This window comes from Buchnera aphidicola (Aphis aurantii) (genome assembly GCF_039388985.1).
GTDB lineage: Bacteria > Pseudomonadota > Gammaproteobacteria > Enterobacterales > Enterobacteriaceae > Buchnera > Buchnera aphidicola_BL.
In genome coordinates, this window is the sequence record NZ_CP135021.1 from 507,990 (window position 1) to 523,551 (window position 15,562).

Annotated in this window: 11 protein-coding genes and 1 other RNA gene; 10 read left to right on the top strand and 2 right to left on the bottom strand. The window is 23.1% G+C overall.

Annotated elements, in window-relative coordinates; genetic code table 11:
- Positions 1–46: 46 nt before the first annotated feature.
- Complete coding sequence (gene cyoA / locus RJT32_RS02365) at positions 47–886, bottom strand: ubiquinol oxidase subunit II (protein ID WP_343154143.1); 840 nt, start codon at positions 884–886, stop codon at positions 47–49.
- Positions 887–1,172: 286 nt separating this feature from the next.
- Between cyoA and RJT32_RS02370 the strand changes: the two genes are divergently transcribed.
- From RJT32_RS02370 to RJT32_RS02405, 8 genes are all read left to right on the top strand, one after another.
- Entirely contained in the window at positions 1,173–1,481 is a 309-nt protein-coding gene (locus tag RJT32_RS02370) for a BolA/IbaG family iron-sulfur metabolism protein (protein WP_343154144.1), read from the top strand.
- 222 nt (positions 1,482–1,703) lie between these two features.
- Positions 1,704–3,014 (top strand): trigger factor, encoded by a 1,311-nt coding sequence (gene tig, locus RJT32_RS02375; RefSeq protein WP_343154145.1) that lies wholly within the window; start codon positions 1,704–1,706, stop codon positions 3,012–3,014.
- Positions 3,015–3,116: 102 nt separating this feature from the next.
- Complete coding sequence (gene clpP, locus RJT32_RS02380) at positions 3,117–3,710, top strand: ATP-dependent Clp endopeptidase proteolytic subunit ClpP (protein ID WP_343154146.1); 594 nt, start codon at positions 3,117–3,119, stop codon at positions 3,708–3,710.
- Positions 3,711–3,797: 87 nt separating this feature from the next.
- Complete coding sequence (gene clpX, locus RJT32_RS02385) at positions 3,798–5,078, top strand: ATP-dependent Clp protease ATP-binding subunit ClpX (protein WP_343154147.1); 1,281 nt, start codon at positions 3,798–3,800, stop codon at positions 5,076–5,078.
- 162 nt (positions 5,079–5,240) lie between these two features.
- Positions 5,241–7,574 (top strand): endopeptidase La, encoded by a 2,334-nt coding sequence (gene lon, locus RJT32_RS02390; protein ID WP_343154148.1) that lies wholly within the window; start codon positions 5,241–5,243, stop codon positions 7,572–7,574.
- 83 nt (positions 7,575–7,657) lie between these two features.
- On the top strand, positions 7,658–9,520 hold the full coding sequence (locus RJT32_RS02395) for a SurA N-terminal domain-containing protein (protein WP_343154149.1): 1,863 nt from the start codon (positions 7,658–7,660) through the stop codon (positions 9,518–9,520).
- 822 nt (positions 9,521–10,342) lie between these two features.
- Positions 10,343–12,091 carry a SmdA family multidrug ABC transporter permease/ATP-binding protein gene (locus RJT32_RS02400; RefSeq protein ID WP_343154150.1) on the top strand — a complete coding sequence of 583 codons (1,749 nt, stop codon included), beginning with the start codon at positions 10,343–10,345 and terminating at the stop codon, positions 12,089–12,091.
- Between the two features lie 16 nt (positions 12,092–12,107).
- Entirely contained in the window at positions 12,108–13,853 is a 1,746-nt protein-coding gene (locus RJT32_RS02405; RefSeq protein ID WP_343154151.1) for a SmdB family multidrug efflux ABC transporter permease/ATP-binding protein, read from the top strand.
- A 16-nt stretch (positions 13,854–13,869) separates the two neighbouring features.
- Here the strand turns inward: RJT32_RS02405 and ffs are convergent.
- Positions 13,870–13,965, bottom strand: an RNA gene (gene ffs / locus RJT32_RS02410) — signal recognition particle sRNA small type.
- A gap of 96 nt (positions 13,966–14,061) precedes the next feature.
- Here ffs and dnaX point away from each other — a divergent pair.
- Together dnaX and RJT32_RS02420 are read left to right on the top strand one after the other, a co-directional pair.
- Positions 14,062–15,150 carry a DNA polymerase III subunit gamma/tau gene (gene dnaX, locus RJT32_RS02415; protein WP_343154152.1) on the top strand — a complete coding sequence of 363 codons (1,089 nt, stop codon included), beginning with the start codon at positions 14,062–14,064 and terminating at the stop codon, positions 15,148–15,150.
- Positions 15,151–15,209: 59 nt separating this feature from the next.
- Positions 15,210–15,542: a YbaB/EbfC family nucleoid-associated protein gene (locus RJT32_RS02420; protein WP_343154153.1), complete on the top strand. Its 333-nt coding sequence runs from the start codon at positions 15,210–15,212 to the stop codon at positions 15,540–15,542.
- Positions 15,543–15,562 lie beyond the last annotated feature (20 nt).

Consider the following 15,562-nt stretch of genomic DNA (forward strand, 5'->3'; position numbering starts at 1 on the left):
CCTGCTTGATGAAAAAAATGACATTGAATATGATTAATTAAATAAATTAATGCACTATTCTGTCAAATAATGTCTTTTCAACATTAGAAAAATATTCTACATAATGATTTTCATTCGGAAAAGATACTTTGTTAAATTTTTTTAGAGTGTTTAACTTTTTCGGCGAATGTTGTATTTTATCAATCCAATCTATAAATATTTTTTTATTTGGTAACGAGATAACAGTAAACTTCATATTAGAAAATCCTCTTCCACTATAATTAGAAGATATTCCTTTATATTTTCCTAAATCGTTAGAAATTAAATTTAATTTTGTTATCATTCCAGGCATGGCGTATATTTGACTTCCAAGGGATGGAATAAAAAAAGAATTCATAACAGAATTTGAAGTTATACGAAACACTACTGGTGTATTTTTAGGAAAGGCTATTTCATTAATAGTTGCTACACCATAATCTGGATAAATAAACAACCATCTCCAATCTAATGCAATGACATCTATTTTAATAGGTTTATATTTTGATAATATAGACTTTTTAGGATCTAATAAATGAGAATAATTCCATGTTAGATATGCTAAAAAAGATATTATTAAAATAGGTATAATCCATATAATTGTTTCTATTGTTTTAGATTCAGACCAATTCGGTTTATATATTTCAGTTATATTAGAAGCACGATATTTAATTGAAAAATATATTGTCATAAAAAAAACAGGAATAACTATAAATAACATCATTATAAATGATATTAGAATTAATGAAGATTCTTGTTGAGCGACGATTCCATGTGAGTTTAAGAGCATACTATCACAACCATTTAATATGAAAATAATTGAAGTTAATAATAATATCTTAAAAAATTTATTAAAATTTGAATATATCATTTTAGAGAACCTCAAATTTAATATTGTTAATTAAAATATTTTATAATTATTTTAATTAATTACAAATTTTACATTTTTAAAATACTAATAATTTTTGAAATAATTGAATTATTTTTAAAAAATTGATAAAATTTAAAATAAAAATATGTTTTTATTAAGTATTTTATTATATTTTTCAAAAATAGAATTGCTTTTAAAGAAATTATTTCAAAATAATTTCATAAAATCTAAAATAAAATTTTTTACCTGTTTTTTAAAATATTAATTGGGATATAAAACTAACTTTATGTGTTTAGAAAAAATAAAAAAATATTTAACATTAAAAATCAATATAATCAATATTGAAATTTATAACGATAGTAACTTTCATAAAAATACTTCAAATACTCTTACGCATCTAAAAATAATTATTATTAGCGATGATTTTATTAATCACAAAACAATTAACAGACATCGATTAATTTTTAAAAGATTAAGTGAAATACATAAAAAAAAAATATATTCAATTACATTATATACTTATACTTCATACGAATGGAAACATAGAAAATATAAAAATAATAATTCTTTAAAATGCTTTCAACATGATAAATAACTATTATTGCTATAAATAATTTTAAGATAATGTGAAAATAAAAAAATTTACTAATTTACTTATAATTTTTTGTAAAATATTCTGATAAAATATCACGCATTTTATTATTCATTCTAAGCATATTTAAAATAATTTATTCAATTAAAAATCCATTAAAATTAATAAATAAAAAATACCAATATCTAAAATTAACTGATAAATGTAATTTTTTAAGGTAATAAAATGAAATTTCTTCTGGAAAAAACTAAAGATGCAGGTCATCGTGTTACAATCAATATTCCAAAAATAATAATTGATCAAGCTCTTATTAAAGAATTTTCTAAAATTAATAAAACAACCAATATTAACGGTTTTAGAAAAGGCAAAGCGCCTATTAAGATAATACAACAAAAATATGGAAATAATGTTTATTATGATGTATTTAATAAACTAATGCAAAAATTTTTTTTTGAATTCTTAAGTAAAGAAAAAATAAATATTATTGGACACCCTAAATATTTTATAAATAAAAATGAAGAAAAAAATGAAAACTTTAAATATTCTGTAATTTATGAAATTTATCCTCATATCAAAATTAAAAAACTAAACCTCATCAAAGTAGAAAAAAGTATTGTTAATATCACTGATGCAGAGGTAAAAAAAAATCTCATCGAGAATCAAACAAAAACTACTGTTTGGAATAAAGTCAACAGATCTATCAAAATCAATGATCGAGTAAAAATTAGTTATTCATTATATGATAATAATAGAAAAATAGAAAAATTTGGCATAAAAAACATTCAATTTATTGTTTTAAACAATAATTTATTAAATGAATTAAATAACAAAATAATTAATCATTACACTGATGATGTTATTTTTTTAAAAATATTTTTTTCTTCATTTCATCCTGAAAAAATACTTCATAAAAAAAATATAACATTGAAAATTAAAATAATACGCATTGAAGAAAAAGAAGAATTAAAAATAAAAAAAAATATTCAAAATACAAAATTTATTGAATTAAACTTACAATCCATAAAAAATAAAATAGTACAAGATATAAACAAATTAATTCAAAATCAATTAAAAAATCAAATTATACACAAGCTAGTAACATTAAATCCAATTAAAATACCTCCTATCTTATTGAAGGAAGAAGTAAAAAATTTACATCAAAAATTAATAGAAGAATATAAAACAAAAAAAAATATTTTAGATAAACGATATCATATTAATCTTGAATTATATGCTAAAAAAAGATTATATACTAAGTTAATCTTAGAAAAAATCATTAATGATAATAAAATTGTAGTTGATGAAGAACAAATAGAATTCACCATTAAAGAAATATCTTCAAAATATAAAAATCCGTTAGAAATTATTAATTTATATAATCAAAATAAAATATTAAGAAAAACAATAAAAAATTTAGAACTAGAAAAAAAAGCTATAATATTTTTACAAAATAAAATTAATATTATAGATAAACATTATACTTTTGATGAATTTATACGTAATAACAGAAATTATTCAGAAGAACTATTTTTTTAAAAATCAAAATTTTTAATAATTTCGATTAAAATATTTAGATTATAAAAAATTTTAATATTTTATTTTTCACTTGATTTTTTTTATTTAAGAGAATACTAGAAAATGTCTCATTCAATATTAATTCCAATGGTTATTGAACAAGATTCAAGAGGAGAACGTTCATATGACATATATTCAAGATTATTAAAAGAACGTATAATTTTTATCAGCGGAACTATTGAAGATAGAATGGCAAATACTATTATAGCTCAAATGCTATTTTTAGAGGCTGAAAACCCAGAAAAAGATATATTTTTATATATTAATTCACCTGGTGGTATTATTACTTCAGGTATGTCTATTTATGATACTATGCAATTTATTCATCCAGATGTAAGAACTATTTGCGTAGGACAGGCATGTTCAATGGGTGCTTTTCTTTTGGCATCTGGTACAAAAGGTAAAAGATTTTCTTTATTAAATTCAAGAATTATGATCCACCAACCATTAGGTGGTTTTCAAGGACAAGCATCAGATATTGCAATTCATACAAAAGAAATAATTAAAACGAAAAAAAGATTAAATCAACTATTTTCTTTGCATACTGGACAATCAATTAAAAAAATAAATAAAGATACAGAAAGAGATTGTTTTTTATCAGCAAATGAATCTATCCAATATGGACTAATTGATTCAATTCTAACTCAACGAAAATAAAAAGTTTTATAAAATATTTTTTTAGCAGAATAAACTAGAATCTATTTACTCAAAAATCAAGAAATATAAAAAAGAGGTTGCAAACATATGACAAATAAGAGTAAAGATGATTCTAAAACATTACTTCATTGCTCTTTTTGCGGGAAAAATCAAAAAGAAGTGGAAAAACTAATTGCAGGCCCATCAGTATGCATATGTAATGAATGTATTAAATTATGCAATAACATTATTGAAGAAACAAAGCCATCAAAAGATACTCAAAGTGGTGATTTAAAAAATTTACCTACACCATCAGAAATAAAAAAATATCTTGATAGCTATGTAATAGGACAAGATTATACAAAAAAAGTTTTATCTGTAGCTGTTTATAATCATTATCAGCGTATTAGAAATATAAATCAAAATCAAAAAAAAACTGAACTTGGTAAAAGTAATATTTTATTAATTGGGCCTACTGGAAGTGGTAAAACTTTATTAGCAGAAACACTAGCTAAATTATTAAATGTGCCATTTAGCATCTCTGATGCTACTACTCTAACAGAAGCTGGATATGTAGGAGAAGATGTTGAAAATGTAATACAAAAACTATTACAAAAATGCAAATATAATGTTAAAAAAGCAGAATTAGGTATTATATACATAGACGAAATTGATAAAATTTCTAGAAAATCTGACAATCCCTCTATAACTCGAGATGTATCAGGAGAAGGAGTTCAGCAAGCATTATTAAAACTTATTGAAGGAACATTAGCTTCTATTCCACCACAAGGTGGTCGAAAACATCCACAGCAAGAATTTTTACAAATTAACACTTCAAATATTTTATTTATATGTGCAGGAGCATTTTCAGGATTATCTAATATTATTTCGAAAAGAATTAATGTGAATACTGAAATTGGATTTAATGCAAAAATGCATAAACAAAATCAGGAAAAATCAAAAGAACATTTACTGAAACAAGTGGAACCAAAAGATTTAATAAAATTTGGATTAATTCCTGAATTTGTTGGTCGTTTACCTATTATTACAATCGTAAATGAATTAACAAAAAATGCACTTGTTGAAATTTTATGTAAACCTAAAAATGCTTTAATTAAACAATATCAAACACTATTTCATTTAGAAAAAGTAAAATTAGAGTTTGATGATAAATCAATTGAAGCTATTGCAAAACAAGCAATGCTTAAAAAAACAGGAGCCCGAGGATTAAGATCTATTATTGAGAAAGTTTTATTAAACATCATGTATGAATTACCATCAATGAAAAATGTAGAAAAGGTAATTATTACTGAATCAGTAATATATTCAAAATCTTTACCTAAAATAATATATGAAAAAACTAAATCAAAAAAAGCATCTGGTGAATAACATAAAAAATTAATTAAATTTTATACTTACCTAAAAGATGTATATCAAATATCAAACAATTATTAATATAAATTAAATCAAATATTAATATAACTGTATATTTTATATCTTGTAGTTTTCAAATTTACACACAGTACGGAAATTCAACTAAGAGAGAGCTCTATGAATTCTGAGCGTTCTGAACGCATTAAAATTCCCGTTTTACCATTAAGAGATGTAGTTATATATCCTCATATGGTTATTCCATTATTTGTAGGTCGTAAAAAATCAATTAAATGTATTGAAACATCTATGAATAATGATAAAAAAATTATGTTAATTGCACAAAAAGAAGCCTCTAAAGATGAACCAAATACAAATGATTTATTTAATATAGGAACTATAAGTTCAATTTTACAAATGCTCAAACTTCCAGATGGAACAGTAAAAGTACTAGTTGAAGGATTACAACGTGCTCATGTTAAAAATTTAATTAATACAGGAGAACATTATATTGCCGAAGTAGAATTGATTAATATTTCTAATATCATAAATAAAGAACATAAAGTTTTAATTAGAACAACAATTAATCAATTTGAATCTTATATTAAACTTAATAAAAAAATTCCATCAGAAATATTAAATACTCTGAATAGTATAAAAAATTCAGAAAAATTAGCAGATACAATTGCGGCGCATATGCCATTAAAATTAAGTGATAAACAATCAGTCCTCGAAATAGAAAACGTAAATAAAAGACTGGAATTTTTAATGACTATGATGGAATCAGAAATTGATTTATTACAAGTAGAAAAAAGAATTAGAAATCGCGTTAAAAAACAAATGGAAAAAAGTCAAAGAGAATATTATTTAAATGAGCAAATAAAAGCAATTCAAAAAGAACTCGGTGATATGGATGAAATTCCAGATGAAAATAAACTATTAAAACAAAAAATTAAATCTTTAAAAATGCCTAAAGAAGCCAAAGAAAAAATGGAATCAGAATTACATAAATTAAAAATGATGTCACCAATGTCCGCGGAAGCAACTGTAGTTCGTAGTTATATCGATTGGATGATACAAGTTCCATGGCATGCAAAAACAAAAATAAAAAAAGATATTCAAGAAGCTAAAAAAATTCTTGATATTGATCATTTTGGACTGGAAAAAGTTAAAGAAAGAATATTAGAGTATTTAGCAGTTCAAAGTCGAACAAACAAAGTTAAAGGTCCTATTTTATGTTTAATTGGACCCCCTGGTGTAGGTAAAACATCATTAGGAAAATCTATTGCTAGATCAACGGGCAGAAAATATGTAAGAATGGCTTTAGGAGGAATAAGAGACGAAGCAGAAATAAGAGGTCATCGTCGCACATATATAGGATCAATGCCTGGGAAACTCATTCAAAAAATGATCAAGGCAAAAGTAAAAAATCCATTATTTTTACTAGATGAAATTGATAAAATGTCTTCTGATATAAGAGTAGATCCAGCGTCCGCACTTCTAGAAGTACTTGATCCAGAACAAAATATTCATTTTAACGATCATTATTTAGAAGTGGATTACGACCTTTCTGATATTATGTTTGTAGCAACTTCGAATTCAATGAATATACCTTCGCCACTACTTGATAGAATGGAAATTATTCGACTTTCTGGATATACAGAAAATGAAAAATTAAATATAGCAAAACGTTATTTGTATCCGAAACAACTTGAAAGAAACGCTTTAAAAAAAGATGAACTAACAATTACTGACTGCGCTATAATGCATATTATTCATTATTATACAAGAGAAGCCGGAGTTCGTAGTTTAGAACGTGAGATATCTAAAATATGTAGAAAAACAGTAAAAAAATTAATTTTAAATAAATCTTTAAAACATATTGAGATAAATAATGAAAATATTAATAAATTTTTAGGAGTAAAACGATTTGATTATGGAAAAACAAATCATTTAAATCAAATTGGACAAGTTGTTGGATTAGCATGGACGGAAGTCGGTGGAGAATTATTAACGATTGAAACAGCGTCTGTATCAGGTAAAGGAAAACTTACCTATACTGGTTCTTTAGGTGAAGTCATGCAAGAGTCAATTCAAGCAGCACTAACAGTCGTTCGATCACAAGCCAAAAAACTAGGAATTAATAAAGACTTTTATGAAAAACACGACATTCACGTACATGTTCCAGAAGGTGCTACTCCAAAAGACGGTCCAAGTGCAGGTATTGCTATGTGCACTGCTATAGTTTCTTCTTTAACAAGAAATCCTGTAAAATCTAATATCGCTATGACAGGAGAAATTACATTACAAGGAAAAGTACTTGCTATTGGAGGATTAAAAGAAAAATTATTAGCAGCACATCGCGGCGGTATAAAAATAGTTTTAATACCTTATGGTAATAAAAGACATTTAGTAGAAATACCAGAAAATATCATTGATGGATTAAAGATATATCCAGTAAAGCATATTCAAGAAGTTTTAATATTAGCATTAGAAAAAAAACCATATATATAACATTTATCAAAAATTAAATTTGGCTGGCAAAAATTGTCAGCCTTTATAATAATAAAATTAAAAATATTTAGGATCGTTGTATTATGACTAAATTTTTCAAAATACGATCAAAAAACATTGTAGTTAAATGTATTTTAGGTGTAATTATTTTATCAATAATATTTGGCACTTTAAATAACTATATTAATCAAGATAAAACTAAATATATAGCACAGGTTAACGAAGAACCAATTAGCTTTGAAACTGTAAATAATTTATTTAAAATTGAACTAAATAAACAAAAAAAAATACTAGGTTCAAATTTTAATACAATTAGTAATGATAAAATATTTCAAAAAAATATATATAATTATGTGTTACATCAATTAATTAATAATATTTTACTAGAACAATATACGAAAAATATTCAATTTAATTTAGATAATAATGAAATTAAAAAAACAATATTAAATTCTAATCTGTTTCAAGAAAATAATAAATTTAATAATCAAAAATATTTAAATTATTTAGAATCAATGAATTTAACAAACTATGAATATATAGAATTAATTAAAAAAAAATTAAATACAATACATTTAATTAATATTATTTCAGAAACAAATTTTATATTAGATAACGAAAAAAAAAATGTAATAAATTTATTATCCCAAAAGAGAATAATAAACAAAGAAATTTTTAAAATTAATTCCATTAACAATCAAAATATAAAAAATATAGAAATTTTAAATTATTTTAATAAAAATAAAAATAAATTTTATAGTCCAGAAAAATTTAAAATTAGCTATATTCATATATATCCAAATCAATTTAATACACATTGTAATGATAAAGAGATTAAACAGTGGTATAAAAAAAATATACATAAATATTTAACTGAAGAAAAAAGAAATTATAGTATTATTCAGATAAAAACTGAAAAAGAAGCTTTATCAATATTATCAGAATTAAAAAAAGGAGGAAATTTCTCAAAAATAGCAAAAGAAAAATCAATCGAACCTATATCCTCTAAAAAAGGAGGAAATATTGGATGGATACCAATCAACTTAATACCTGAGGAAATAAAAAAATCAAATTTAAATAAAAATAATCAAATTTCTGATATTATCAAATTTAATAATGAATTTTTAATTATTAAATTAAACAAAATATTATTCAAAAAAATCAAAAAAATTTCTGAAGTATCTGACATAATAAAATCTGAAATAAAACAGAAAAAAAACTTAAATGCATATTATAAATTAAAAAATAAAATTTTATTTTTATCTAAAAAACATAAAAATCAATTTGATTTAATCGAAAAAGAATCTAATATTAAATCTATAGAAACTCCATGGTTTGATAAAAATTCTATTCCTAAAATATTTCAAAATTCTATTCTAAAAAACGTCATTTTTAATGCAGGATTACTAAACAAAGAAAAAAAATTAACATCATACTCAAGATTAATTCAATTAAAAAATCATCATTTATTTTTACTAACTATAAAAGATTTTAAAACAAAAAAAATTAAAAAAATTAAAACTGTTAGAAACAACATTATAAATATTTTAAAATATAAAAAAGCATTTAAATCAATTCAAAAAAAAACAAAAAAAATTTTGTTTGAATTAAATCACAATCATACAGATATATTAAGTAAAGAAAATTTACATTTCAATAATTCCGAAATATTATCTCGATACAGCCCGAATCCTATTACCTCTAAAATTTTTTCAATACCATATAAACCCAATAAGAAAAAAAAATATATCTTATATCAAGATAAAAATAAAAATTTTATCATCGCGTTTATATCAGGAGTTTATAACGAAAAATTTTCAAAAAATGAAACCGAAATGATTGTCAAGTATTTAGAAAAAAATAGTATAGAAAAAATATTTAACTGTATGATTCAAAGTCTTTATAAAAAATCTCAAGTTTTATACAATAAAGTAGAAAATGTATAAATATATTTCATTTCTTAAAAAATATCTTTGCATTAATTTAAATATATTTATAAAAATATAATTAATTAAAAAATAAATTTGCTTCTAATTATTCTAAGAAACATTAAAATTATAATCTGATGAATTATATCCTAAATATTCAATTTAAAAACAAATATTATTGATTAAATTTTTATAGCAATATACTAATATTAATAATAAATTTACTTAAACTCAAATAATTCAAAAGACATCATGATTTTAATTTATTTGAATTTATTAAATTAAATTTTGATGTTGACCGACATAAATAATACAGTTTATTATTTTTATAAATTCTTTCTCTAATCTAAATCATCAAAAAAAATTAATTATATTTACACCTAAAACAAGATCAATTTAATGATTACAATATATAAAAACAACAAAAATAAAATATTTTTTGAACGACTACAAAAATATTATTAACAAAGAGACGAATAAATGATTGTAAATACCAATATTTTTAATTGTTACACTACTTTGAAAAAAATTTTAAAATTAAACATCTATAAATATATATCTTACTTAAAATATGTCAATATAAAAAAACAAACCCATGAAATATTAATATAATTAATAACAATTAAAATAATACAATAAACTTCATATTAGAATGATATATTAAATAAGTTATTGAATATTTTAACTACTAAAATTATTAATATTTTTTTATTTTTTATTAATGTTTATAGATTTATTTTTGAAAATATTATAATTAATATTATATTAAGAATAAAAAATATTTTTAATTTTAAAAAACTTAAATATATATTCTTAATATTTAAATTTTAGGATTATATTGTGAGATTATTCAAACAATTAAAATGGTATTTTATACAAGAATGGAAACGTTATTTAGGATCTATTATTTTATTAGTAACAATAGCATTTTTACAATTAATACCACCTAAAATCATTGGCATTATAGTAGATTTAATTATCAGAGAAAAAATGAATAGTATAGATATACTACCATGGATTTTAATTATTTTTTTAATAGCCATTATTGTATATATACTAAGATATTTCTGGAGAATTCTTTTATTTGGAGCATCCTATAATCTTGCAACAAAATTAAGAGTAAAATTTTACTCATATCTTAGCAATCAAAGTCACATGTTTTTTTTGAAACATCGAACTGGAGATTTAATTGCTAGAGCAACAAATGATGTCGATCGTGTTGTATACGCAGCAGGAGAAGGTGTTTTAACACTAATAGATTCATCAATTATGGGTTTATCTGTATTAATTGTTATGATTACTCAAATCAGTTGGTCATTAACAATAATCTCTCTTATACCAATGCCAATTATGGCAGTTTTAATTCAAAAATATGGTAAAGAACTACATGATAAATTTAAAAATTCTCAACAATCATTTTCTTTATTAAATAATCATACTCAAGAAATATTTACTAGTATTCGGATGATTCGATCATTTGGATTAGAAGAAAATCAATTAAAAAAATTTAACGATATTGTTAATGAAGCTGGAAAAAAAAATATACAAGTAGCTAAAATAGACGCTCGTTTTGATCCTGTAATTTACTTATCAGTAGCATTTTCTAACTTACTAGGCATTACTATAGGTGCATACTTAGTATGGAAAAAAACAATTACCATCGGTCAACTAACAAGTTTTATTATGTATTTAGGTTTAATGATATGGCCTATGCTAGCATTAGCGTGGATGTTTAATATAGTTGAAAGAGGAAGTGCAGCGTGGGAAAGAATTTATTCAATCATTACAAACAAACTATATATTGAAGATGGTATAAAAACAGCACCCACGACTCCAAAGAAATTACATGTTAACATTAATACTTTTTTTTATCCAAAAAGAAATATTCCATCTTTAAAAAAAATTAACTTTACTCTTTTCCCAGGTAAAAGTTTAGGAATTTGCGGCCCAACCGGTTCAGGGAAAAGCACCATATTAAAACTAATTCAAAAACAATTTAATATTTCTAATGGCGAAATAACTTATGACTCAATTCCACTGTTGCAATTAAAAATTGACTCTTGGAGAAAAAAAATTTCTATAGTTAATCAAACTTCATTTTTATTTTCAGATAGTATTTACAATAATATTTCTTTTGGAAAACCTCATGCTACTAAAAATGAAATTGAAACAGCAGCGAAATTAGCTGATATACATAAAGATATCATATATCTACCTAAAGGTTATGAGACACAAGTAGGTGAAAGAGGTGTAATGTTATCTGGTGGCCAAAAACAACGAATTTCTATAGCTCGAGCATTATTACTAAACGCAGAAATATTAATTTTAGACGACGCTTTGTCTGCAGTAGATGGAAATACTGAAAATAATATTTTAAACAACTTAAGAAATTGGAAAAAAACTGAACATTCAATGATAATTGTAGCACATCGTTTATCTGGGTTAATTAACACAGATGAAATTATTGTTCTTAAAAAAGGCATGATAATTCAACAAGGTAATCATAAACAATTAATAAAAGAAAAAAATTGGTATCAATCTATGTACTACCATCAACAATTCAAGAAAATTGATGACAATTTAAAATAGATGAGAAATTTACAATATGGATCATTTAATAGAATTTTGGCCAATTTTAAAACGTTTGGTAAAATACGCAATACCTTGGAAAAAAAAAATTATGTTAGCATTTTTTTTTCTTATAATCGGTTCAACTGCAGAAGTGATAGGACCTATTTTAATTAGTTATTTTATGAATAATATTGTATCTAAACATAAATTTTATTTTACATCTATAATTTTTATTATTATTGCATTTATTTTTTTACAAATATTAGCAGTTTTTTTTAATTATTTTCAAAGTATTTATTTTAATAAAATAGCTGTAAAAATCATCAATAAGTTACGAAATGATGTTATGGATTCAGCGATTAAACAACCCATTTATCAATTTGATTCACAACCTATCGGTCAAATTATTTCTAAAGTAACTAATGATACTGAAGTAATTAAAGAATTATATGATACTGTTTTTCCTATTTTGTTTCGTAGTATAACATTAATTATTATTATATTGTGTGCAATGTTCACCCTTGAATGGCATATGGCAATGATTGCAACATTGATTATACCATTGATAATAATTATTATGTTATCTTATCAAAAGAAAAGTACTCCATTACTTCGAAATGTTAGATATTGTTTAGCAAATATTAATAATAAATTTAATGAAACTATCAATGGAATAAATGTTATTCAACAATTCAGACAACAAAATAGATTTAAAAAAAGTATTCATTATAGTAGTCAATTGCATTATTTAGCACGGATGAAAATATTAAAATTAGATGGTTTTTTACTACGACCGTTATTAAGTTTAATATCAGCTATAATATTATGTAGTTTTATCTTTTCATTTAGTTGTTTAAAAAACGAAATATTTGAAGTGGGTATATTATATGCTTTTATTACATATTTAGGACGGCTAAATGAACCTTTAATTTCAATAACTATTCAACAATCTATATTACAACAATCAATTGTAGCAGGCGAAAGAATTTTTTCTCTTATAGATTCAAAAAAACAACAATATGGGAAAAACAAAAAAATACTAAAAACAGGGAAAATAAATATTAGAAATCTTAGTTTTAGTTATGATAAAAATCAAAAAAACATACTTAATAATATTAATATAGATATTCCATCTAAAAGTTTTGTTGCACTTGTAGGTCACACAGGAAGTGGAAAAAGTACTTTAGCTAATTTGTTAATGGGGTATTATCCAATTAAAAATGGAGATATATATCTTGATGAAAAACCTATTAGTTCTATAAGCCATTGTATTTTAAGGGAAAATATATTAATGGTACAACAAGATCCAGTAATATTTGCAGATACTTTTTTTTCTAATATTGCCTTGGGAAAAGAAATATCGGAAAAAAAAATATGGGAAATATTAAAAATTGTTAATCTTCATTCTTTAGTTAAATCTATGCCGAAAGGTTTGTATTCTATTTTAGGAGAAGAAGGTAATACTCTGTCCGTAGGTCAAAAACAACTACTCTCTATCGCTAGAATACTTGCTAAAAATCCTAAAATTTTGATATTAGATGAAGCAACTGCAAACATTGATTCTGAAACTGAAAAATTAATTCAAAAAACTCTAACTTCCATAACAGTCAATACTACATTAATTGTTATAGCACATAGATTATCCACAATAATTGATGCAGATATTATTTTGGTTTTAGATAAAGGGAAGATTGTAGAATTCGGAACGCATAAACAATTATTAAATTTCAAAGGTTATTATTCAAAAATGTATCATTTTCAAATATCTAAATACTATTAAATACTTGCTATATAAGATTCTGTTAGCAACCAAAACACCTGCATGTATTGATTGAGCTGCTTCTTTCCAGATCTGACTCATTTTTCAACTTAACAGTGCTTAGATCTAACAGAATCTTTTTTAATGTATTTTATATCAAAAATTTAATTTTATATTCTATACACTAATTATATAATTTACAACTAATATTCTAATAATATTTAAAAATATGAACTATCAAATACTAGCAAGAAAATATCGACCCCAATCTTTTGAAGAAATCATTGGACAAAAACACATTGTACAAGCTATATGTAATTCAATTCGTATTAACAGAATACATCATGCATGGTTATTATTTGGAAGTAGAGGAACAGGAAAAACAACTATTGGTCGATTATTAGCGAAAAGCTTAAATTGCCAAAAAAATATTAACTCTATCCCATGTCGAAAATGTATTAATTGTAAAGATATAGAAACGGGTGCTTCCCTTGATTTTATTGAAATAGATGCTGCCTCAAGAACTAAAGTAGAAGAAATAAGAGAAATTTTAGACAATATTCATTATTTTCCAATTAAAAGTAGATTTAAAATATATTTAATTGATGAAGTACATATGCTTTCTCGACATAGTTTCAACGCATTATTAAAAACGCTAGAAGAACCACCTGAACATGTCAAATTTATTTTGGCAACAACAGATATAGAAAAAATACCTAAAACTATTATATCACGTTGTTTGTATTTTCAACTCAACAGTTTGCCTGAAAAAGATATTTTTGACTACTTAAAACTTGTTTTAAATATTGAAAAAATTAATTTTGATGAAGATTCTTTAAAAATAATATCTGAATATGCTAAAGGAAGCATGAGAGATTCATTAAATTTATTAGAACATGCTATTAGCTTTAGCGAAAATAATATTAATTTAAAAAATATTAACAAAATGTTAGGCATTCCCAATAAAAAAAATATTTATTTATTAACTCAATTTTTATTAGAAAAAGATGCTATAAAAACAATGTTATTATTAAGTCAAATAGACAAAACAAATGTAGAATGGGAAAATATTTTAATAGAAATGTTACGAATATTGCATCATATTGCTATGATAAAAACATATCCATTAAAATGGAATAAAGAAATATATACACATTATCAAAATATAGCATATAAAACAAATAAAAAAGATATTCAAATATGTTATAAAATTTTATTAAATGGTAGAAAAGAACTAATTTTTTCACCAAATCATAAAATAGGTGTAGAAATGACTCTACTTCAAGCAATTACATCGATAAAAAAAGAAAAACTATAAATAAGTAATAAATTTATTTTTATTTAAATATTTTTAAAAAATTTAAAAGTGAGAAAACTATGTTTAGTAAAGGCGGTTTGGGAAATTTGATGAAACAAGCACAACAAATGCAAGAAAAAATGGCTCAAATACAAGAAGAAATAGCAAAAATGGAAGTTACAGGTGAAGCTGGGGCAGGATTGGTAAAAGTCACAATTAATGGAGCTCATAACTGTAAATGTGTAGAAATAGATCCAAGCTTATTAAAGATTGATGATAAAGATATGTTAGAAGATTTAGCAACTGCTGCATTTAATGACGCAAGTAGAAGAATATCTGAAGTTCAAAAGAAAAAAATGTCTTCTATATCTACAGGAATGCCGCTCCCCACAGGATTTAATGTTCCAATATAAATTTAAAGAATTTTAAATAT

Coding starts and splice junctions, on each gene's coding strand:
- cyoA (WP_343154143.1), bottom strand. CDS start 886: ATGATATATTCAAATTTTAATAAATTTTTTAAGATATTATTATTAACT.
- RJT32_RS02370 (WP_343154144.1), top strand. CDS start 1,173: ATGTGTTTAGAAAAAATAAAAAAATATTTAACATTAAAAATCAATATA.
- tig (WP_343154145.1), top strand. CDS start 1,704: ATGAAATTTCTTCTGGAAAAAACTAAAGATGCAGGTCATCGTGTTACA.
- clpP (WP_343154146.1), top strand. CDS start 3,117: ATGTCTCATTCAATATTAATTCCAATGGTTATTGAACAAGATTCAAGA.
- clpX (WP_343154147.1), top strand. CDS start 3,798: ATGACAAATAAGAGTAAAGATGATTCTAAAACATTACTTCATTGCTCT.
- lon (WP_343154148.1), top strand. CDS start 5,241: ATGAATTCTGAGCGTTCTGAACGCATTAAAATTCCCGTTTTACCATTA.
- RJT32_RS02395 (WP_343154149.1), top strand. CDS start 7,658: ATGACTAAATTTTTCAAAATACGATCAAAAAACATTGTAGTTAAATGT.
- RJT32_RS02405 (WP_343154151.1), top strand. CDS start 12,108: ATGGATCATTTAATAGAATTTTGGCCAATTTTAAAACGTTTGGTAAAA.
- dnaX (WP_343154152.1), top strand. CDS start 14,062: ATGAACTATCAAATACTAGCAAGAAAATATCGACCCCAATCTTTTGAA.
- RJT32_RS02420 (WP_343154153.1), top strand. CDS start 15,210: ATGTTTAGTAAAGGCGGTTTGGGAAATTTGATGAAACAAGCACAACAA.